The 20,932-nt window shown below is 34.4% G+C and carries 19 protein-coding genes and 1 pseudogene; 12 read left to right on the forward strand and 8 right to left on the reverse strand.

From position 1 onward, the window contains the following. Positions 1-33 precede the first annotated feature (33 nt). Genes ACM55M_RS13660 through ACM55M_RS13670 form a run of 3 tightly spaced genes read left to right on the forward strand, consistent with a single transcriptional unit; the run spans position 34 to position 1,600 of the window. The gene (locus ACM55M_RS13660; protein ID WP_416858211.1) at positions 34-909 is read left to right on the forward strand and encodes a pirin family protein; all 876 of its coding nucleotides are present in this window, start codon (positions 34-36) and stop codon (positions 907-909) included. Between the two features lie 11 nt (positions 910-920). Beyond that, positions 921-1,313, forward strand: a complete 393-nt coding sequence (locus ACM55M_RS13665; RefSeq protein ID WP_416858212.1) for an OsmC family protein — start codon at positions 921-923, stop codon at positions 1,311-1,313. Positions 1,314-1,318: 5 nt separating this feature from the next. Beyond that, positions 1,319-1,600, forward strand: coding sequence for a GNAT family N-acetyltransferase (locus tag ACM55M_RS13670; protein WP_416858213.1), 282 nt, complete (start codon positions 1,319-1,321; stop codon positions 1,598-1,600). A 78-nt stretch (positions 1,601-1,678) separates the two neighbouring features. Here the strand turns inward: ACM55M_RS13670 and ACM55M_RS13675 are convergent, their stop codons facing one another. The 3 genes from ACM55M_RS13675 to hutH are packed head-to-tail and all read right to left on the reverse strand — an operon-like array spanning position 1,679 to position 5,259. Continuing rightward, entirely contained in the window at positions 1,679-3,019 is a 1,341-nt protein-coding gene (locus tag ACM55M_RS13675) for an inorganic phosphate transporter (RefSeq protein WP_416858214.1), read from the reverse strand. Between the two features lie 31 nt (positions 3,020-3,050). Further along, positions 3,051-3,695: a DUF47 domain-containing protein gene (locus ACM55M_RS13680; RefSeq protein ID WP_416858215.1), complete on the reverse strand. Its 645-nt coding sequence runs from the start codon at positions 3,693-3,695 to the stop codon at positions 3,051-3,053. Positions 3,696-3,744: 49 nt separating this feature from the next. Continuing rightward, entirely contained in the window at positions 3,745-5,259 is a 1,515-nt protein-coding gene (gene hutH / locus ACM55M_RS13685; RefSeq protein ID WP_416858216.1) for a histidine ammonia-lyase, read from the reverse strand. A gap of 653 nt (positions 5,260-5,912) precedes the next feature. On the opposite strand from hutH, the gene thrA reads away from it, so the two are divergent. From thrA to thrC, 3 genes are all read left to right on the forward strand, one after another. Beyond that, positions 5,913-8,360, forward strand: coding sequence for a bifunctional aspartate kinase/homoserine dehydrogenase I (thrA, locus tag ACM55M_RS13690; protein ID WP_416858217.1), 2,448 nt, complete (start codon positions 5,913-5,915; stop codon positions 8,358-8,360). An 86-nt stretch (positions 8,361-8,446) separates the two neighbouring features. Continuing rightward, entirely contained in the window at positions 8,447-9,370 is a 924-nt protein-coding gene (locus ACM55M_RS13695) for a homoserine kinase (protein ID WP_416858218.1), read from the forward strand. A gap of 44 nt (positions 9,371-9,414) precedes the next feature. Beyond that, positions 9,415-10,704 (forward strand): threonine synthase, encoded by a 1,290-nt coding sequence (thrC, locus tag ACM55M_RS13700; RefSeq protein WP_416858219.1) that lies wholly within the window; start codon positions 9,415-9,417, stop codon positions 10,702-10,704. Positions 10,705-10,903: 199 nt separating this feature from the next. On the opposite strand, the gene ACM55M_RS13705 is transcribed toward thrC, so the two are convergent. After that, positions 10,904-11,317 (reverse strand): DUF1348 family protein, encoded by a 414-nt coding sequence (locus tag ACM55M_RS13705; protein ID WP_416858220.1) that lies wholly within the window; start codon positions 11,315-11,317, stop codon positions 10,904-10,906. Positions 11,318-11,428: 111 nt separating this feature from the next. On the opposite strand from ACM55M_RS13705, the pseudogene ACM55M_RS13710 reads away from it, so the two are divergent. The 3 genes and pseudogenes from ACM55M_RS13710 to ACM55M_RS13720 form a co-directional block, all read left to right on the forward strand. Further along, positions 11,429-11,602, forward strand: a pseudogene (locus tag ACM55M_RS13710) (threonine synthase); the annotation flags it as partial. 264 nt (positions 11,603-11,866) lie between these two features. Then, positions 11,867-13,681, forward strand: a complete 1,815-nt coding sequence (locus ACM55M_RS13715) for an NACHT domain-containing protein (protein WP_416858221.1) — start codon at positions 11,867-11,869, stop codon at positions 13,679-13,681. 238 nt (positions 13,682-13,919) lie between these two features. Beyond that, positions 13,920-14,420, forward strand: a complete 501-nt coding sequence (locus ACM55M_RS13720) for a DUF3859 domain-containing protein (protein WP_416858222.1) — start codon at positions 13,920-13,922, stop codon at positions 14,418-14,420. A 233-nt stretch (positions 14,421-14,653) separates the two neighbouring features. On the opposite strand, the gene ACM55M_RS13725 is transcribed toward ACM55M_RS13720, so the two are convergent. Then, positions 14,654-15,193, reverse strand: coding sequence for a lipid-binding SYLF domain-containing protein (locus ACM55M_RS13725; RefSeq protein WP_416858223.1), 540 nt, complete (start codon positions 15,191-15,193; stop codon positions 14,654-14,656). Positions 15,194-15,445: 252 nt separating this feature from the next. Between ACM55M_RS13725 and ACM55M_RS13730 the strand changes: the two genes are divergently transcribed. Both ACM55M_RS13730 and ACM55M_RS13735 read left to right on the forward strand, forming a co-directional pair. Further along, on the forward strand, positions 15,446-15,955 hold the full coding sequence (locus tag ACM55M_RS13730; RefSeq protein WP_416858224.1) for a GNAT family N-acetyltransferase: 510 nt from the start codon (positions 15,446-15,448) through the stop codon (positions 15,953-15,955). Positions 15,956-16,017: 62 nt separating this feature from the next. Beyond that, complete coding sequence (locus ACM55M_RS13735) at positions 16,018-16,521, forward strand: SRPBCC family protein (protein WP_416858225.1); 504 nt, start codon at positions 16,018-16,020, stop codon at positions 16,519-16,521. A gap of 268 nt (positions 16,522-16,789) precedes the next feature. Here ACM55M_RS13735 and ACM55M_RS13740 read toward each other — a convergent pair whose 3' ends face one another. Then, the gene (locus ACM55M_RS13740; RefSeq protein WP_416858226.1) at positions 16,790-18,079 is read right to left on the reverse strand and encodes an ATP-binding protein; all 1,290 of its coding nucleotides are present in this window, start codon (positions 18,077-18,079) and stop codon (positions 16,790-16,792) included. 288 nt (positions 18,080-18,367) lie between these two features. On the opposite strand from ACM55M_RS13740, the gene ACM55M_RS13745 reads away from it, so the two are divergent. Beyond that, positions 18,368-19,663 carry a BaiN/RdsA family NAD(P)/FAD-dependent oxidoreductase gene (locus ACM55M_RS13745; protein ID WP_416858227.1) on the forward strand — a complete coding sequence of 432 codons (1,296 nt, stop codon included), beginning with the start codon at positions 18,368-18,370 and terminating at the stop codon, positions 19,661-19,663. An 86-nt stretch (positions 19,664-19,749) separates the two neighbouring features. On the opposite strand, the gene ACM55M_RS13750 is transcribed toward ACM55M_RS13745, so the two are convergent. Both ACM55M_RS13750 and ACM55M_RS13755 read right to left on the reverse strand, forming a co-directional pair. Continuing rightward, positions 19,750-20,133, reverse strand: coding sequence for a DUF3037 domain-containing protein (locus ACM55M_RS13750; protein WP_416858228.1), 384 nt, complete (start codon positions 20,131-20,133; stop codon positions 19,750-19,752). Continuing rightward, a complete protein-coding gene (locus ACM55M_RS13755) occupies positions 20,111-20,905 on the reverse strand; it encodes a HipA family kinase (RefSeq protein ID WP_416858229.1) in 795 nt (264 codons plus the stop codon). The genes ACM55M_RS13750 and ACM55M_RS13755 overlap by 23 nt, the downstream gene beginning before the upstream one ends. Positions 20,906-20,932 lie beyond the last annotated feature (27 nt).

Raw genomic sequence — 20,932 nt, forward strand, 5'->3', positions numbered from 1 at the left:
TTTCTTTATTTTTATATTTTAAAACAGATAAACATGTCAAATATAAAACTGATAATTGAAGAACGCCCGAGCAATATTGGTAACTTTATGGTTGGGAGATTGCTTCCCTTTCGAGAAAAAAGAATGGTTGGACCATTTGCATTCATCGATCATATGGGACCAACCTGCATGAGCGATTACGAAAATTTAGATGTTCCGCCACATCCACATATTGGGCTTTCTACTTTGACCTATTTGTTTGAAGGGAGCATTATGCACAAAGACAGCTTGGGAACTGAAATGGAAATCAAGCCCGGACAAATCAATTGGATGACTGCAGGAAAAGGGATTGTCCATTCAGAGCGAACACCTCAGTATTTGCGTAGTTCAAATAAAATGCTACATGGCCTTCAAATTTGGGTGGCTTTACCCAAAGAATTGGAAGAAATGGAACCTTCTTTTTTTCATGTACCTGAAAATGAAATTCCAGAATGGAAAGCTGATACTATTGCTTTCAAACTTATAGCTGGAGAAATACTCGGTAAAAAATCACCTGTTCCCGTTTATAGTCCGCTTTATCTTTTGGAACTAAAAAGTACCACGCGTCAAACGGTGACTATTGGTGACCATTTATTTGGCGAAAGCGCTTTATACATTTTAGAAGGCAGTATCGAAAGCGAAGGTAATACTTTCGGACCAAAGCAAATTTTGATTGCCAAAGACAGTAAACTTTGCGCCTTTGACATGGCAGAAAACACAACTATTTATATTTTTGGAGGAGAACCTTTTCCCGAAGAACGCATTATTTATTGGAATTTTGTCGCTTCAACCAAAGAACTGATTGAAAAGGCAAAAGAAAAATGGTTGACACAAACTTTTGATAAAGTTCCAGGCGAAAGCGAATTTGTTCCACTCCCAGAACAAAAATAAAAATAGCAAGTATGATTAAAATAGCAGCGCACATTGGTAAAGAACTTTATAAAACAGAAATTGAATCCGCTAATCATAAAATCATTTCAGATGAGCCTGAAAGTGCAGGAGGAAAAGATTTAGGCTTTGCGCCAAAAGAATTACTGGCTTCGGCATTGGCAGCTTGCACCTGCATCACTTTACGCATGTATGCGAACCGAAAAGGATGGGATTTAACAGATATAAAAGTTGAAGTGACTTTTGAAAAAGATACAACGGAAAATAAATCGAAAATGATGCGCAACATTCAATTATTTGGAAATATTGACGAAGCACAAAAAGCACGATTATTAAACATTGCCGATAGATGTCCGATACACCAAATAGTAACGAATCCTATCGAAATCACAACTGAATTAAATTAAAAATTATGATAATTGAACAAATAAACGAAATAAAAAAAGGCTATTTTAGAGCTTCTGATAATGAAATAGAAGCAGGAAGAATGACCTATACTTGGGCTGGAACTGATAAATTTATTATAAATCATACCGAAGTAAATTCTGGATTTGCAGGGCAAAGCGTGGGCAAAAAACTGGTAATGGAAGCGGTAAAGTACGCAAGGGCAAATAATCTTAAAATCTTGCCTTTATGTCCTTTCGCAAAAAGCGTATTTGACAAAACGGAAGAAATACAGGATCTTTTATATTAAAAAATTGAAAATTGAAAAGGCATAAAAAAACCATTCGGGTTACGAATGGTTTTTTTTATATACCTTAAAATTAATGAATTATAAAAACAAACTTAGGAAATAATAAACCAATGCCGCTAAAAAAGCCGAAATAGGAATGGTCAATACCCAAGCCCATAACAAGCTTACCGTTACCCCCCAACGAACCGCAGAAACACGTTTCGTTAAACCAACTCCAATTATAGATCCTGTAATAGTATGTGTAGTACTTACCGGCACTTTAAAATGCTCCGTAAAATATAAAGTCAATGCACCTGCTGTTTCGGCAGCAACACCTTCAAAAGAGGTTACTTTGGTGATTTTTGACCCCATTGTTTTCACAATTTTCCAACCGCCACTTAAAGTACCTAAGGCAATAGCAGTATAGCAAGCCAAAGGAATCCAACCCGGCATTGCCCCTTTTATATTTTTATCTTCGTTTGGAAGTATTACTTGCAACCAATCTGGAAGACTTACAATGTCAACTCCACTTGCATGAATATAAACGGCAACAGCAGCTGCAATAATACCCATCACTTTTTGCGAATCGTTTCCACCATGGCCCAAACTAAAGGCTGCAGAGGATAATAATTGCATCTTTTTTAACCAAGCTGTAGCTTGATGTAAATTCAGGCTGCTAAATATTAAGCAAAACAAACTCACTGTAAGGATAATAAAGGCAACCAAAAACCATTTTATATTGTGAGATTCAAAAACGACACTCCAAAAATGAGAATCGAAACGCGGTTTTTCAATATCAGCAAAATTCACCATTTGGCCTTGAACAAACCAAATTGTTAAAATCATTAATGACGCTGTAAAAAGTTTTGGATATATACTTTTTCTTGAAGCATTAAGAAGCCAAATCGAAATCAGATAAGAAATCAAAGCGCCTAATAAAGGGGCTAATACTATAAAAGCAATGATAACAACAACTCCAGATGGCATTCCGCCGTCTTTCCCAGCTTTGTACCAACTTACTATATTATACCAATGATGTGTTATACCATCAACTGTATAGTAAGAAAAACCATGTACGGCAATGGCATGAGCAAGCGCTGCGCCTGCGAAACCACCTATTAATGTATGCGAAGAACTCGAAGGAATACCTTGCCACCATGTGATTAAATTCCAAACAATAGCTGCAACAACCCCTGCAAGAATAACCACTAAGTTTATTTCACTGGTTTCGGCTGTTTTGGCAACTGTATTTGCCACACCTAATCCAAAAACCCAATAAGCCAAAAAATTAAAGAAGGCAGCCCAAACTACCGCTTGGAAAGGTGATAAAACTTTTGTTGCCACAACTGTAGCAATAGCGTTGGCGGCATCGTGAAAACCATTAATATAATCAAAAATTAAAGCTAGAACTATAATAACTATTAGTAAAGTAAATTCCATAAAATATTATTTCAGAATAAAACTGATTGAATTAAGAATGTTTTACAGCGATTGATTCTAAAACACTTGCCACGCTCTTGCATTTATCCGTTGCTGATTCTAAAACAGATAAGACCTCTTTATATTTAATAATGTTTTTTACGTCGGTTTCATTTTCAAATATTTCGAAAACTGCTTTATTATAAACAGTATCTGATTTATTTTCCAACTTGCTGATTCGTGCACAAGCATCAGTAATATTCTTGATTTTTTTGAAACTTCTCAATTCTTTTACCGCTACATCAATATTCTGACATGCTTCAAGATTTATTTCTGTCAATTTTCTGATCGATTTTGTAATCTTATCAACCTGATATAATCTCATTCTGCTGGCAGCACCATGAAGATTATCAGCAACATTATCTATTGAAGTAATCAAGGAGTGAATATCTTCTCTATCAAAAGGAGTAATAAAGTTTCTGCTCAATTCCAAATTTGTTTGACGTGTGATGTCTTCTCCTTTTTGTTCCAATGTATCTATTTTTTGAAAAAGAACTTCTCTTTCTTTCAATGGAAGATTTACCGCTTCATGTAAATTTGAAGCCAATTCAATTAAATTACTGGATGCTTCTTCAAAAAGAGGAAAGAATTTTTTGTCTTTTGGAACTAAAAATTGGAAAATACTATTTATTGACATTTTATTAGGTTTTAGAATTGCAAAAATAATTTATTATTCTCTGTAAATGTTAATTTGTTAATAACAAATCGTCTTCTATTTGAAAACTATTCAGAAAAGAAACTGTTTTTTCAATGTCGTAATGCAAAATTCGGTCTTCTTTAACCAAAGGAACTTCCTCACGATACGCATTTAAAAACATTTCGATAAAATCACTGGATTGCAATGGTCTTCTATATTCTATGGCTTGTGAAGCGTTCATCAATTCTATTGCTAAAATTCGCTCCAGATTATCCATAACGCGCAACGCTTTTGTAGCTCCATTTGCCCCCATACTCACATGGTCTTCCTGTCCGTTGCTCGACACGATACTATCGATACTGGCAGGCGTTGCTAATTGTTTATTCTGGCTTGCAATACTTGCAGCAGTATATTGTGGAATCATCAAACCAGAGTTTAAACCTGGATTATCCACTAGAAATGCAGGAAGATTTCGCAAACCTGAAATCAATTGATAGGTTCTGCGCTCCGAAATACTTCCTAATTCTGCCAAAGCAATTGCCATGAAATCCAATGCTAACGCTAATGGTTGTCCATGAAAATTACCTCCGGAAATAATTTGGTCACTTTCAATAAATATATTAGGATTATCCGTCACCGAATTGATTTCTGTTTTAAACACTTTTTTTACATAATCAAAAGCATCTTTTGAGGCACCGTGAACTTGTGGCATGCATCTAAAAGAATACGGATCTTGAACATGTGTTTTTTCTTGCTCAATAATTTCACTTCCTTCCAGAAAACCTTTTATACGATTCGCCGTTACAATTTGACCTTTGTGAGGACGAATAAAATGAATCAATTCATTAAAAGGTTCGATTCTGCCATCAAATCCTTCGAGAGAAATAGTTCCTATCAAATCCGCTAAATAAGAAAACTTATTCGCTTTCATCAAGATATGTGCGCCATAAGCACTCATGAATTGAGTACCATTTAATAAAGCCAAACCTTCTTTGGATTGCAAAATAATTGGTTCCCAATTAAAACGCTTCAAAACTTCACTGGAATGTACTTTTTTACCTTCAAAATATACATCACCTTCTCCTAATAATGGTAAAGATAAATGCGCCAATGGAGCTAAATCACCCGAAGCACCAAGTGAACCTTGTGTATAAATTACTGGTAAAATATCATTATTGTAAAATGCAATCAATCGGTCTACAGTCTGCAATTGAATTCCGGAATGACCATAGCTCAACGATTGAATTTTGAGTAACAACATCAATTTGACAACTTCATTCGGAACTTCCTCACCTGTTCCGCAAGAATGTGATTTCACTAGATTTTCTTGCAATTTTGATAAGTTTTCATTCGAAATTTTCACATTACAAAGCGAACCAAAACCAGTATTAATTCCATAAATAGGTGCTGAATGCGTAGCCATTTTTTTATCCAAATAATCCCTGCATTTTTGGATATTTATTTTTGCTTCGTCGGATAATGCTATCGTTTTATGATGCGCGATAATCTCGTTTAAAACCTCTAATGAAAGTACTTCAGTGCTTATATAATGTGTGTTTTCCATTCCAATTGTATTTAAGTGCCCAAAATTGAATAAATCAATATTAAAAAGCAACATTTTTTAATAATAATTTAAAATTCATATCCAAAAAAAACCAAATAATAGATTTCATGCAAATTACCCTGTATTTAAGGTTATTAAAATTCTTAGTTTAGAATACCGACTGGATTTATACTGTGAACTAATTTATTGTCCTAAAATTAAAGAAATTCAGAGTGTATTGAATGCAAGTAGGCATGAATTTAGAATTTAAGTTTAATCAAAAGTAAGACACAACAAATCAACAGCGTTATAAAATCTCTACAATTATAAGAATCGCATCAACGAAAAGGATATTTATTGAAAAATATTTATTTTTAATCCAAATGTGATTGAATTTTTAAAATATTCGCAAAAACTGAATTTAATGTTTTGGTTTTTATAAAAAACTGTACTTTTGGTGAAACAAAATGGCAAACAACAGATCAACATATCAATCTTCGATAACAACTCAAAATTGGGTTGCAATTTCTGTTACATTTACTGCTACAACAACTACAACTACCCCTTAGGGGTATTCATTTTACATATAATCCTATTTTATTATACTTTTTCCTGAAAGGAGAAAGATTTTGGATGTATAAAAAACATTGCATTTTTAAAATAAAACATATACAATGAAAGTATTAAAATTTGGCGGAACTTCGGTTGCCAATGCACAAAATATAAAACTGGTTCTGGATATCGTCATCAATAAAGCAAAAGAAGAAAAATTAGTAGTAGTAGTTTCTGCTTTTAGCCAAGTTACTGACCTGCTTCAGCTTGCTTCCCAAAAAGCGGCTGCCGGAGATGAAAGCTTCAAAGATATTCTTGCCGAAATAGAGAAAAAACATTTAGATGCCTTAAAAGAATTTATTCCTGTAAGCGAACAAAGCAGTCTGTTAAGTCATATAAAAAGAATTATAAATCATCTTGAAACGTTACTGGACGGTTGTTTTCTTTTGGGGGAATTATCCGCCAGAACTTCCGATACAATTTTAAGTTTTGGTGAATTATTGTCTTCTTACATCATTTCTGAAGCATTAAAACAAAATCTAAAAAATAGCGGTTATAAAGACAGCCGCGAATTAATAAAAACCGATAATCATTTCGGAAAAGCTATCGTAAATTTTGAAGTTTCAAATCAACTAATTGCTGATTTCTTTGCCTCGAATGAGAATCAAGTGGTTGTAATGCCCGGATTTATTGCCGCATCACTTGATGGTATCAACACTACTTTAGGTCGTGGTGGTTCCGATTATACTGCCGCAATTATCGCTGGAGCAGTGAATGCATCTGATTTGGAGATTTGGACCGACGTAAATGGAATGTTTACTGCCAATCCGAAAATTGTAAAACAAGCACAGCCTATCGCCTTCATTTCCTATCAAGAAGCGATGGAGTTATCGCATTTTGGTGCCAAAGTTCTATATCCTCCAACGATTCAACCGGTATTGAGAAAGAATATTCCAATTCATATCAAAAATACTTTTGAACCAGAAGCCGAAGGAACTTATATTTCAAATCAGGAAATGGCTCACACTAATCCTGTAAAAGGGATTAGCCACATCGATAATATTACTTTGATTACACTTGAAGGACCAGGAATGATTGGTGTTACAGGTTCGTCAAAAAGACTTTTTGAAGTATTATCGCATGAAAGCATCAATGTAATTTTCATTACTCAAGCTTCTTCGGAGCATTCAATCTGTATTGGAATTCTAAATTCGGATGCTGATATTGCTGAAGAAGCCATCAATAAAGCTTTTGAAATTGAGATTTTACAAAACAAAATTGATCCATGTATTGTTGAAAAAAACCTTTGCATTATTGCTTTGGTTGGTGAAAACATGAAAAATCATCAAGGTTTAAGCGGAAGAATGTTTAGCACTTTGGGCAAAAATAACGTAAACATCAGAGCGATTGCTCAAGGTGCTTCCGAAAGAAATATTTCGGCGGTTATCAACGAAAGAGATGTAAAAAAAGCATTAAATACGTTACACGAAACCTTTTTTGAAGAAAACACCAAACAATTAAATCTGTTTGTAATGGGTGTTGGAAATGTAGGTGAAAAATTCATCGAACAAATTCACCAGCAAAAGAAATTCCTAAAAGACAATCTGAAAATAAACTTACGCGTTATCGCTTTGTCAAATTCTCGAAAAATGTATTTTGATGAAGATGGAATCTCTTTAAAAGAATGGCAATTTCTACTAGAAACCGGAGAACCTGCTGACAAAGAAAAGTTCATTTCGAATGTAAAAGAACTCAATTTACGTAACAGTATTTTTGTTGATATTACTGCAAATGAAAGCGTATCAAAAACCTACGAACAATATTTAAAACGCAATATTGCCGTAGTAACTTGTAATAAAATTGCCTGTGCTTCTGAGTACGACAATTATAAAAAACTAAAAAAACTATCCAGACAATTCAATGCTCCTTTTCTATTTGAAACTAATGTTGGAGCTGGATTACCAATTATTGATACCGTAAAAAACTTGATTGTCTCAGGTGATAAAGTGAATAAAATTCAGGCTGTTTTATCAGGAAGTTTGAACTTTATCTTTAATAATTTTGATGAAAATAATACTTTTCATGATGTCGTTAAAGAAGCTGGCGTACAAGGATTTACAGAGCCAGACCCTAAGATTGATTTAAGCGGAATTGACGTTGCCAGAAAGATATTAATCTTGATTAGAGAAAGTGGTTATAAAATGGAAATTGACGAGATTGCCAACGAATCTTTCATGCCTGCTGAGTGTCTCGAAACAACTACAAATGAAGCATTTTTTGAATCTTTACTGAAACACGCTTCTCATTTTGAAACTATTTATAAGGAAGCATTGAGTAAAGAATCCAGACTAAAATATGTAGCGCAATTCGAAAACGGAAAAGCAAATGTTGGATTGCGATTCATTCCTAAAGACCATCCTTTTTATAATTTAGAAGGAAAAGACAATATTGTATTATTCTTTACGGATCGTTACGTAGACCAACCTTTATTGATAAAAGGTGCGGGTGCCGGAGCTGCAGTTACGGCTTCAGGAATATTTGCTGATGTAATTAGAATTGGAAACGTATAAGTCGTAGAAATGCGATTTATCGCGTCAAATTTATGTAGAAAGAGACGCGATAAATCACGTCTGTACCACAATAAAAATAAAAAGATATGAATGAAATAAAAATATTTTGCCCCGCCACAATTGCCAATCTATCCTGCGGATTTGATGTCCTTGGTCTTTGTTTAGAAACTGCGGGTGACGAAATGATTATTCGAAAATCAGACATAAAAGGGATTCGTATCACTAAAATTGTAGGTGCCGACTTGCCTTTGGAAACCGAAAAAAATGTTGCTGGAGTATCTGCTTTGGCGATGTTGGAAGCCATTGAAACGGAATTTGGATTTGAAATCGAAATCTACAAACACATCAAAGCCGGAAGCGGAATTGGGAGCAGTGCAGCAAGTTCAGCTGGAGCTGTTTTTGGAATCAATGAATTACTGGGACGCCCATTTACCCGAAAAGAATTGGTTTTATTCGCTATGCAAGGTGAAAAATTAGCCAGTGGAAACGCCCATGCCGATAACGTTGCTCCTGCCCTTTTGGGTGGATTTACATTGGTAAGAAGTTCAAATCCGTTAGATATTATCAAAATAGAAAGTCCTTCCGAATTGTACGCAACCGTGGTTCATCCTCAGATTGAGTTGAAAACATCGGATGCGCGTTCGGTATTAAAACAAACTGTTTCCTTGAAAAGTGCCATCACGCAATGGGGAAATGTGGGCGGATTAGTAGCTGGATTGTACACTAAAGATTACGATTTAATCGGACGTTCGTTGCATGATGAAATCGTGGAACCGTTGCGAAGTGTCTTGATTCCGGGATTTGATTTAATCAAAAAAACAGCATACGAAAACGGAGCTTTAGGTTCAGGAATATCAGGTTCAGGTCCTTCTATTTTTGCTTTAAGCAAAGGAAAGGAAACCGCTGATAAAATCGCCAAAGCCATGAGTGCCGTTTACGACGCCATGAATTTACCGTATGAAATTCACGTTTCTAAAGTGAATGATGAAGGAATGAAAATAATTAGTTAATACAATAATAAGGAGATTGCTTCGTGCCTCGCAATGATAAAAAAATGAAATATTACAGTTTAAACCATAACGCACCCAAAGTTTCTTTTCAAGAAGCCGTAATACAAGGATTAGCAACTGATAAAGGATTGTATTTTCCGGAAACAATTACCCCTTTAACTCCTGCTTTTTTTGACACTATCGAAAATCTAAGTAACGAGGAAATTGCTTTTGAAGCGATTCAGCAATTTGTGGGTGACGAAATCCCGGAAGCCATTTTAAAACAAATCATTGCCGAAACGTTGTGTTTTGATTTCCCTGTGGTGGAAGTCGAAAAAGGTATTTATTCCCTTGAATTGTTCCATGGTCCAACGATGGCTTTTAAGGATGTAGGCGCACGTTTCATGTCGCGTTGTTTGGGTTACTTTAATAAAGACAACAAAGACAGTAAAAACACGGTTCTTGTAGCTACTTCCGGCGATACTGGTGGTGCTGTGGCCAGTGGTTTCCTTGGTGTAAAAGGCGTGGAAGTGATTATCCTGTATCCATCCGGAAAAGTGAGCGATATTCAGGAACGACAATTGACTACTTTAGGACAAAACATCAAAGCACTTGAAGTGGATGGTGTTTTTGATGATTGTCAGGATATGGTCAAAAAAGCGTTCTTGGACGAAAGTCTAAAACATAAAAACTTGACTTCGGCAAATTCGATTAATATTGCGCGCTGGTTGCCACAAATGTTTTATTTCTTCTTTGCGTATAAAGCATTAAAAAAACAGAACAAACCGTTAGTTTTCTCTTGCCCAAGTGGTAATTTTGGAAATATTTGCGCGGGTATCATTGCTAAAAAAATGGGATTACCTATTGAACATTTTGTAGCTTCAACGAATGTAAATGATACGGTTCCGAGATTTTTAGAAAACGGAATTTACGACCCAAAACCTTCTATCGCCACGATTTCGAATGCGATGGATGTTGGGAATCCAAGTAATTTTATCCGAATTCAGGAAATGTACCACAATGATTTGGAGCAGTTCAAAAAAGATTTTTCTTCGTTTACTTTCAATGATGAAGAAACTATTGCAGCAATGAAAACCATTTACAATACAGACGGTTACATTGCAGAACCTCACGGAGCAGTTGGTTATCTTGGATTGAAAAAAGAATTACAAAACCACCCGAATTCGATTGGTATTTTCTTAGAAACCGCCCATCCGATAAAATTTTTGGATACAGTTGAACCAACATTAAACGTAAAACTCCCAATTCCTGCACAGATTGAAAGTGTTTTAGGAAAGGAAAAAGTGAGTACAAAAATTAAAACGTACGAGGAATTGAAAGCGTTTTTGGCATAAATTTTAATATATATTTTCAAATACAAACCGACCGAGAAGTGATTTTTAGTCGGGTTTTTTTATGGGAATTGGCAACAAATAATTCAGCCGCAAGGTTATTAAAAGGACTGTTATCTTCAAAAGAAAATAGCTTTAAAGCCGAATTTTTTTTTGGAATTACTTAAAACACAAACATTCAATTAGTTATAAATAAAATGTATTATCTAAACTTTCTGTCTTTTTCATCAATAGCCAGATCATTGATACTGGCAAAGCGTTTGCGCATCAAACCGTTCTCGTCAAACTCCCAGTTTTCATTTCCGTAAGCTCGAAACCATCGTCCTTCGGCATTATGGTATTCATACTCAAAACGAACAGCTATACGGTTTTCACTAAAGCACCAAAGCTCTTTTTTGAGTTTGTAATCCAATTCCTTTTCCCATTTGTGTTTCAAAAATTCCTTCACCGTTTCCCTACCGTTGATGAATTCGGTTCGGTTACGCCATTCGGTGTCTATGGTATACGCTAATGCAATTCGTTCCGGTTCTTTGCTGTTCCAGGCATCTTCGGCTAATTGCACTTTTTGCAAAGCGGTTTCCATGTTAAATGGCGGAAGGGGCAGTTTCTGTTCCATAAATTCATTTTTAAGGTTTATTATTGTTCTTGATTTCTAGAATAACAAAGTTATCACATAATGATAGTACAATAATGGAGAATGTACGCAAAGCCATGGACAATTTTCTCTAATGCGATTGGTATTTTCTTAGAAACCGCCCACCCTATTAAGTTTTTGGACACGGTTGAACCAACATTAAACGTAAAACTGCCGATTCCTACACAAATTGAAAGTGTTTTAGGAAAGGAAAAAGTGAGTACAAAAATTAAAACGTACGAGGAATTGAAAGCGTTTTTGGCATAACATTTAAATACATATTTTAAAATACAAACCGACTGAGAAGTGATTTTCAGTCGGTTTTTATTATGGGAATTAGTCAGATTTTTTTTATTATTAGATTAGTTTTCTGTAAGCAAAATCATTAATTTTGTTGATTATAAAAAAACAAATTATAGCGCAAAGCCACCCAAATATAGGCAGATATGCGCTATTTTATAGCGAGTTAATACAAGTTAGTAGAAATGCAAAAAAAATGCTGGACAAAACATCATAAATAGAAATGTAATTATGGAAATTATATCAAAAGTAATTTTAAGCCATTTAATTAAAGAAGCGTCCTCCAATTTAAAAACACTTTTTAATTCAAATAAAATTCAACTTATAACAACATCTGAAGATTTGTTGAACGCATTATATGAGCATAGTGTTTTTGTGATTAATTCTACTCAAAATATTTTCTTTAAAGATTTAGGGGGAAGCAGAAAAATAAGTGATGTTTATATAGACTTACATATAGAATTACAAGCTAAGCGTTTACGATTTTCCGACCAAGAGCAAGCTAAGTCTAACATCGAAGAAATCTTATTAAATACCTCCACGCATTTGGTAATTCTTGGAGGTCCAGGAGCTGGAAAAACTACAACAATTAAGCATATTTGTCAAATGCTGTTAAATAATGAAATTACAATCAATTACAAATTCCCAATATTAATTAATTTAAGAGATATAACAGATGGCGAAAGTATTTATTCCAAACTTAAGACAATTTTTGGAATTGAAATATCCTCTAAACAACAGGATAAGACTATTTCTCTAGATAATCTGCAATTACGTGAGAGATATATTAATAGTTATTTAAACAGTTTGAATATAGTATTAATTTTAGATGGACTAGATGAAGTTAGACCTAGTAGAATATCTCAATTCTATCAAGAAATTAAATCTCTAATGCTTAACTTGAATAATAGTCTAGTGATTGTTACATCAAGAAGCGCTTCTTACAATATTTCTATTGATAACTCAACAGAATACGAATTATGTGATTTAAATCAAAATCAAATAGTAGAATTTGTAAACAAATGGTTCGTTAAAAAAAACGAAGCTACAGAATTTATAACAAATTTAAATAGTTCAAAGTTTTTTGATTTTTCACTACGTCCTTTAACTCTTGCGCATTTGTGTGCAATATTTGAAAAGACAAAAAAATTTTACGACAAACCTCGTTCAATTTACAAAAAATTGGTTAGATTACTAATAGACGAATGGGATGAGCAAAGAGGCATCGTAAGGGAATCTAAATATTCAGATTTTGATAATGAACGAAAATTTGATTTTTTATCACATTTCGCCTATGATCTTACAATTTCGTATGCTCATAAAAAATATTCCGAATTCGATTTTATAGAATCTTATAAGCGTATTTATATGTCATATCAGCTCCCTTTAAAAGATGGAGAAAAAGTTGTAAAAGAGCTAGAAGATCATACAGGGATTATAATAAAATCAAGTTACGATTCTTACGAATTTGTACATAAATCTATGCAAGAATATTTAGCTGCAGAATATATTGTAAGACTTGTAAATATTCCCGTTAAATTAATATATGATACGAATATATCAAACGAACTTGCTATAGCAGTTTCACTTTCATCAAACCCAAATGAATATTTATATAAATTAATTTTTGAAATTTTTAAACCTGATAATCTTCATCCACAGTTTGCTATAGAATTTCTTAGTAGATTGGAATATGAACGACCGATTTTTAGAGAATCACTTTTAATTCCTTTTAGCTTCATCTATTTATTCAATTTACTTGCAGAAAATAGCTATATATTTGATCGTGATCAGATTGATGAAGAATTTGATAGTCAATCTAATATAATTTATTCATCGTTCCAATCAGATTTCACGATAAAAAAATCATTTCGTAGATTAAAGCAATATATACAATTGGACAGGGTATCCAAAAACTCAGCTTATATAATCATTGATGAAGCAATTGAAACTGAATTATTAACTGATGAAGACCAATTTTATATGGATAATTCTAAAAAATACATTATAAGCGAAAAATTATATCAAAATTACTTTCAAAACTAGCCCGTGGCTAGCGCGAGCGTCCCGCTCGTGCCACCTAACAAAAGGAAATAAGAAAATTATGATTCAAAATTGTAATAGGCACGAGCGGGACGCTCGCGCTCGCAAAGGGAACTTATTGTAAAATAGTAATTAATCGAAAGTCTAGGCTTCCTTAATCCACCATGTCGCTAAGCGACAAAACGTGTTAACGTATATTCTAAAATCGTAATCACAACTACTATTATTTAAATTTTATCTTATGAAAATTATTTTAACATTACTGGCATTATTCATTTTCCAAACAACATTTTCACAAACAACTATCAATTCTAAAACAAATGGGATATTGGAATTTAAAGAACTTGATTATGGCCTTGCAAAAGTTAAAAAGGGTATAAATGAAAAACTAAGCGAATCTCCAACAGGAAATCATGGTTGGTTGGAAGATTTTGAAATCATCAATAAAACTGATTCTATTCAAACTTTACAAAAAGCAAATTTCGGAGTTATTTATATTGTAAATGCAAAGGACACTGTAGATATTGACGTCGTTATTGAGTGGATTTATCCAGAAAAAATAACAAATGAGAAGGGTGAAAAATTTAAAAGTATTAAATACACAACAAAAAGACCAACTAATATACCATCAGCATCATCTTATAGTTTAGACGAACCATATGAGTTGGTTAAAGGTGATTGGAAAATGAATATTTACATTGATGATAAACGAGTATGTAGCAAAAAATTTATTTTATACTAACATACTTTAAGTCAAATAAAAACATCTGCCAACAACGTCCCCGGCTAGCGCGAGCGTCCCGCTCGTGACAACTAATAAAAGGAAATGAGAGATTACGATTCAAATTGAAATAGGCACGAGCGGGACGCTCGCGCTAGCAAAGTGGAGAAATTAAAATACCTCTAACATAGCATTTCAATATTTATATAAAAAACAAAACGGCTGAGAAAATTTTTCAGCCGTTTTGTTCTTTATCACATTTTATTAAATTTAAACTTCTGTCCACCAATCGAAGCCTCATACATGAGTCCGCCTTTCTGCATGGTGAATACCATTACGCCTTCCGTATATTTCACGTTTGCTGAGGCGCCTTCAGTTACGGCCACTGCAGAAGCTTGAGCGGAAAACTCGAATCGGCTCTGTTTAAACCGTTCCAATTCCTTTTTTGTCTCAAAAAATATTACCTCTCGATACGCTTGGCCACCTGCCTGAAATCCTATGCTTAGTTGCGACAACTTTGCCATACCGATCATCTTGCCATTTTCATAGACCACTCCGTTGCCTGCTGCCCCTCCAATGCCAAGTCCTGCTTTACCCACATTAGGAAAGATAACATAGCCAGATGCTTTTTCAAAAAGTGCTTTCATCAGCGGGTCACTTTTAATGAATTCCGCCTTTGCTGTTTTGCTGTCTGCAATAATTTTATTTTTTTTAGCGGTTGATTGTCCCAATATAGGTGCAATGTTTAGTACACAAGCCATCACTATTACCCAAATAATATTTAAATTTTTCATAATTATAGCTATTAAATTGTTGTAAATTTTCTTTATTCAAAGGTAAAAAAAAAATTCTCACATTAAATACAAAATACTGATTATCAGTTAAATAAATTTACTTCATGTGTGTTTTTTACAATTTTAAAAAGTAACTTTTTTTGGTTATTCACCTATTAAACACTAACAAGACCTGGAACCAAATTCGATAATGTTATCCTTTTTTCTACCTTTGAGAAACACAAAACAATAACCCAAGAATATATATTACGCATGATTACAAAAGCAACAGTAAAAGACGTTTCTCGATTAAACACGTTAATCAATTCAGCTTATCGCGGGGAATCCTCTAAAAAAGGATGGACCACTGAAGCCAACTTATTAGAAGGACTTCGAACTACTGAACAGGAATTGACAGAAACAATTCAAAACAAAAAAAATACCATTCTAAAATTTACAGAGAATGAACAGATTATAGGTTGTGTATTGTTGATGGAGAAAACGCAGCAATTGTATTTAGGAATGCTAACGGTTTCTCCTGAGTTGCAAAATAGCGGCGTTGGAAAAAAATTATTGCAACAGGCTGAAATTCATGCTTCGGGATTGGGTTTACCCAAAATTGTAATGACGGTGATTTCTGTTCGGGAGGAATTGATTGCATGGTACAAACGCAATGGTTATGCAGACACAGGAGCAAGAGAACCTTTTCCGGCTAGTGACGCACATATTCCAATTGCTAACCAATCTTTAGAGTTTATTGTTTTAGAGAAAAAAATGGCGTAATTTCATAATCCATTTCAAGTAAATGGTTAACTGGCGATAAAAAATATTAAATCGAAATAAAAATGGAAAATAATAGCAAAACACTTGTTGTAAAAGATTTAAAAGAAAATTCAATTCTTGTATCCCGAACATTTAATGCTCCGCTTGAAAAAGTTTGGCGAGCGTACACTGAAAGTGAATTACTGGAACAATGGTGGGCACCACAACCTTGGAAAGCAGAAACCAAAACAATGAACTTTTCTGTTGGCGGTTATTGGTTGTATGCGATGGTAGGTCCTGAAAATGAAAAACATTGGGGACGAATGGACTATACTGGTATAACACCACAGATAAGCTTTGAAATCAAAGATAGTTTTTGTGATGAAGAGGGAAATATAAATTCTTCCTTACCGGTTTCTGCAGGAACTATTGCTTTTGCCAAGACAAGCTCTGGCACTTTAGTTGAATTCAAGATGTTTTATTCCAATGAAAAAGAAGTACAAACCATGATTGAAATGGGATTTGAGCAGGGCATTACAGCTTGTCTCGAGCAATTGGAAGCCTTATTTCAAGAAAATAAAATATAATGATGATCGCTTGGATATTTACAATTTATATCCATTTTCGGGCAGTTTGCGTGCACTGTCATTAAGTTAAGCCGTTTTGACCATCACTTCGAGTAATTTTAAACAGTAATGCGACAGCTTTAATGTTTAAAGTTGTATCGAGAAGCCTTTATAATCAAAGAGTTTTCGATACTTCACAGCAATTTTCTATCGAAAATTACTACTCAACTCGAACTGACGGAACCTAACTTAATAACATTGAATGCTCACATGATATTCTCGTGTAAGGCTAACTAACAATCCCATCTATTGCATACAAAGGAACATTTATCAACCAGTTTTCTATTCTAAATTTACTCATAGAAGTTCGTATTGCATTTTTATTTTCAAATTTATCAACAAAAACTTTTAAACTTTTTGACTTTAAATTTTCTTCCGCTTTTACTTCTAAGGGTATAATTTCATTATAATTTTGAAAAATAAAATCTATTTCTGCTGTTGCATTTGGGGCAACCCAATAATAGATGTCGGTTTTAATCTTTAATTGCTGACAAACAAATTGTTCAGTTAATGCTCCTTTATATTCTGTTAAAATTGAATTGTTCTCTAATAGTATTTTTTTGTCCAAATTTCCAATAGCATTTAACAAGCCAATATCTACCAAAAACAATTTAAAAGCATCAAAATCAGCATAAGCATTTAGTGGCATTACGGGTTTTTCAATTCGATTTATTTTTAAAACTAAACCAGCATCTACTAGCCAGTTGATTGCCATTTCAAAATCCTTTGCTCTTGCTCCTTTTTTAATTTGACCATAAATGAATTTCCTATTTTCTTTGGCCAATTGACTAATCAACGAATGCCATACGAGTTTTATTTTTGGAACAATTTCGTTGGGAGCATATTTAGCAAAATCATTTTCATATCCAATTATTATTTTTTGTTGCAATGTTCTTACGATTTCCAAATTTTTGTTTTCCAAATAATTTGCGACAACTTCAGGCATTCCCCCAATGAAATAATACAAGCGTAATTCATATACCAACTTTTCATGAAAGGAACTAATCACCTCCCAATTTTTATTTTTTACTTGTTCTACCAATCGTTGTTCCCCTTTATTTTCTAGAAATTCAATAAAACTCATTGGATACAATTTCATGAAATCAACTTTACCAACGGGAAAAGAATTATTTTTTTGCAACGAAATACCAAGCAACGAACCAGCAGCAACAATATAATAATTTGGTGCTAATTCCTGAAAATATTTCAAGGCCGTCAATCCTTTTTCTACTTCTTGAATTTCATCAAAAATAAGTAAAGTTGTTTCAGGAATAACTTTTTGATTGGTTTCTATTTCTATAACGGTAATAATTCTTTCTATATTAAAATCAACCGAAAACAAATCCCCTAATCGGCTGCTGCTTTCAAAATTGAGGTACACCACTTGTTCAAATTCTCGTTTTCCAAATTCTTTCATCAGCCAAGTTTTTCCCACTTGTCTTGCCCCTTGAATGATTAAAGGCTTTCTATTTTTAGAATTTTTCCAAACGACTAATTCGCTCAACAATAATCGATTCATATTTAAATATTTACAAATTAAACTCATTGCAAATATACATTATTTCATTAGTAAAAAATGTGTAATACTACACTTTTTGAAATGAAAATATGTTTTATTACACATTTTAACAAAGAAATATAGCGCTTTTTCGGATAATGAAGTTCAATACACAGTAAATCCAATCAATCGGATATCGCTGATTTATCTCAATTCAAGGTTCGCGTAAGGGATTGCGGCGGCATCCTTTATTTTTTCTTTAAAAAAATAAAGATAGAGCCAAAAGCCCGACCCGAAAGCTGCAGATTCGTGAATCTGAACCGGGATTTTCTGCTTTGTGGTTACGCCCAAACAATAGCTAATATAAAAACTGATATCCCCATTAATCGACAAAACAAACCGTATTTTTGCGGGGTGAAGAAATCAGTTTCAATTATTGGCGGAGGACCAGCAGCACTTTTGCTCGCTGCATTACTGGATTGCAAGAAGTTTACCGTTACCATCTACGAGAAAAACAAAACACTGGGGAGAAAATTTCTGGTAGCCGGAAAAGGAGGATTTAACCTCACCCATTCGGAACCTATTGCTGAGCTCATAGCGCGCTATACGCCATCCCATTTTCTAGAAAAAGCACTCCTTGATTTTGATAATCATGATTTTCGAAATTGGATTGATACTATTGGGATTCCAACCTACATAGGCAGTAGCAAACGCGTGTATCCTGAAAGTGGCATTAAACCTATAACAGTGCTCAACGCAATCCTTGCCGTTCTAGATAAACAAGGCGTTTCCATACAATACGAACACACTTGGACAGGTTGGACTACTAACAATAATCTTATTTTTAATACTGATACTGAAGTAAAAGCTGACTATACCATTTTTGCCCTGGGTGGAGGCAGCTGGAAAGTAACCGGATCTGATGGCACATGGCTTGATTTATTCAAAACACAAGGTATAGCTGTCATTCCGTTTCAATCTTCAAATTGTGCGTATCGTGTTCACTGGCCGGAAGATTTCATTATGGAACATGAAGGCAGTCCGCTTAAAAACATTTCTATTAGCTGCTTGAATAAAACTCAAAAAGGCGAAGCGGTAATCACGCGTTTTGGTTTAGAAGGCAATGCCATTTATGCGCTCAGTCCACAAATTAGGGAGCAGCTTGAAAGCCAAGAAAAGGCCACTATTTTTCTAGACCTAAAACCAGCATTAAGTTATGATGATTTGCATCAAAAAATCAAAAAATCGACCTTAAAAAAGACGAGCGAAAAATTACAAAAAGAGGTTAAATTGAGTCTTGCGCAGATTGGGCTTTTGAAAAAATATCTTTCAAAAGAAACCTACCTGAATCCGGAACTATTGGCACAAAACATCAAAAAACTGCGTATCGAAATCACAGGTTCTGCCCTATTGAACGATGCGATATCTACAACTGGAGGTGTTCAATTGAATGCCGTGGATAAAAACTTCCAATTGAAAATGATGAAAAACAACTATTGTATTGGCGAAATGCTGGACTGGGATGCACCCACAGGTGGTTATCTCCTTCAAGCTTGCTTTAGCATGGGCATGCATCTTGCGCGCCATCTGAATAGTATTCCTTGATTTTTTTGAAGGTTAATTAGCTGAATTCAAAAGAATATTTTTATCAGAACACTAAAACTTCACAACCGTTTTTCCAATCCAATTCATTACAATACCATTTCCTCAAACAATCTTTGCACCGTTTGTTCTAAATCATCACACAATCCCGGATGCGGTCTTGAGGTTTGAATCGCCGAACTGCGAAGAGCAGTCAACCAACGGAAACGGGATGGAATATCGAATTGCGCTATTGGCCCACCCGATTTTTCCCCATGCCCCACTTTCTCGAATGCCTGTAAGTTTAAATGCAATTGTTCCAAATCTAAATCGGCTGAAAACAATTGAAGTTTCGCTTCGTTAAACGAACAGAGCACTTTTATAAACTTGGCTTTTTTACAAAAGAGAATAATACCCACATTGAGGAATTCTTCGCGTTCTACCCTTGGTACAACCCGGATTACGGCATACTCATATAAGTGTTTCTCTTGCATTTTGGGCTTCATTTATAAAAATTTCGGAATGGTTTAAGCGTATGGATAAAAACTGGAAATAGACTTCCCGAAGCGTTTCGGGAGTTTCATCCGTATCTTCCCATTGGAGCCATTCTATTGGAATAAGATTAACAATGGATTCCAGCACTTCTTCTGTTAGTATTTTTTTGAATATCGCATCGGTTTCTTTTAATAATGAAGCTTGTGGCAACAACACATGGTCTTTTATCAATGCAAAAGGACTTTGTGCATGCGTTTTCCAATTGGTCCACGAATGATGAAAATAAAGACTAGCACCGTGATCAATCAGCCATAATTCCTTGTGCCAAATCAGCATATTCGTATTTCTGAAAGTTCGGTCTACATTGGTAATAAAAGCGTCCAGCCAAACAATTTGGGAAGCTAATTTTGCATCAACCACCGTCACAACAGGATCAAAATTTATGGCACCTGATAGATAATGTAGAGCCAAATTAAGTCCCTGACTCCCTTTAAGTAAGTCCTGGATTTCTTCGTCGCCTTCTGAGCGTCCGAAAGCTTCGTCGAGATTAGCGTAAACGAGTTCCGGCATTTTTAGGTTCAAAACACGGGCAATTTCACCGCCAATTAATTCGGCGATTAAGGCTTTTACACCGTGACCGGCACCTTTGAATTTCAATACATATTTAAAATCATCATCGGCTTCAGCGAGCGCAGGCAAAGAACCGCCTTCTCGCAACGGAGTGATGTATCGTGTAACATTTACGGTTCTAAGATGGGGTATTTTTTCCATAATCAAATTGGATAAAGCTATTTTGCT

This window comes from Flavobacterium galactosi, assembly GCF_048158585.1.
GTDB lineage: Bacteria > Bacteroidota > Bacteroidia > Flavobacteriales > Flavobacteriaceae > Flavobacterium > Flavobacterium galactosi.

Coding starts and splice junctions, on each gene's coding strand:
- ACM55M_RS13660 (WP_416858211.1), top strand. CDS start 34: ATGTCAAATATAAAACTGATAATTGAAGAACGCCCGAGCAATATTGGT.
- ACM55M_RS13665 (WP_416858212.1), top strand. CDS start 921: ATGATTAAAATAGCAGCGCACATTGGTAAAGAACTTTATAAAACAGAA.
- ACM55M_RS13670 (WP_416858213.1), top strand. CDS start 1,319: ATGATAATTGAACAAATAAACGAAATAAAAAAAGGCTATTTTAGAGCT.
- ACM55M_RS13675 (WP_416858214.1), bottom strand. CDS start 3,019: ATGGAATTTACTTTACTAATAGTTATTATAGTTCTAGCTTTAATTTTT.
- ACM55M_RS13680 (WP_416858215.1), bottom strand. CDS start 3,695: ATGTCAATAAATAGTATTTTCCAATTTTTAGTTCCAAAAGACAAAAAA.
- hutH (WP_416858216.1), bottom strand. CDS start 5,259: ATGGAAAACACACATTATATAAGCACTGAAGTACTTTCATTAGAGGTT.
- thrA (WP_416858217.1), top strand. CDS start 5,913: ATGAAAGTATTAAAATTTGGCGGAACTTCGGTTGCCAATGCACAAAAT.
- ACM55M_RS13695 (WP_416858218.1), top strand. CDS start 8,447: ATGAATGAAATAAAAATATTTTGCCCCGCCACAATTGCCAATCTATCC.
- thrC (WP_416858219.1), top strand. CDS start 9,415: ATGAAATATTACAGTTTAAACCATAACGCACCCAAAGTTTCTTTTCAA.
- ACM55M_RS13705 (WP_416858220.1), bottom strand. CDS start 11,317: ATGGAACAGAAACTGCCCCTTCCGCCATTTAACATGGAAACCGCTTTG.
- ACM55M_RS13715 (WP_416858221.1), top strand. CDS start 11,867: ATGGAAATTATATCAAAAGTAATTTTAAGCCATTTAATTAAAGAAGCG.
- ACM55M_RS13720 (WP_416858222.1), top strand. CDS start 13,920: ATGAAAATTATTTTAACATTACTGGCATTATTCATTTTCCAAACAACA.
- ACM55M_RS13725 (WP_416858223.1), bottom strand. CDS start 15,193: ATGAAAAATTTAAATATTATTTGGGTAATAGTGATGGCTTGTGTACTA.
- ACM55M_RS13730 (WP_416858224.1), top strand. CDS start 15,446: ATGATTACAAAAGCAACAGTAAAAGACGTTTCTCGATTAAACACGTTA.
- ACM55M_RS13735 (WP_416858225.1), top strand. CDS start 16,018: ATGGAAAATAATAGCAAAACACTTGTTGTAAAAGATTTAAAAGAAAAT.
- ACM55M_RS13740 (WP_416858226.1), bottom strand. CDS start 18,079: ATGAATCGATTATTGTTGAGCGAATTAGTCGTTTGGAAAAATTCTAAA.
- ACM55M_RS13750 (WP_416858228.1), bottom strand. CDS start 20,133: ATGCAAGAGAAACACTTATATGAGTATGCCGTAATCCGGGTTGTACCA.
- ACM55M_RS13755 (WP_416858229.1), bottom strand. CDS start 20,905: ATGGAAAAAATACCCCATCTTAGAACCGTAAATGTTACACGATACATC.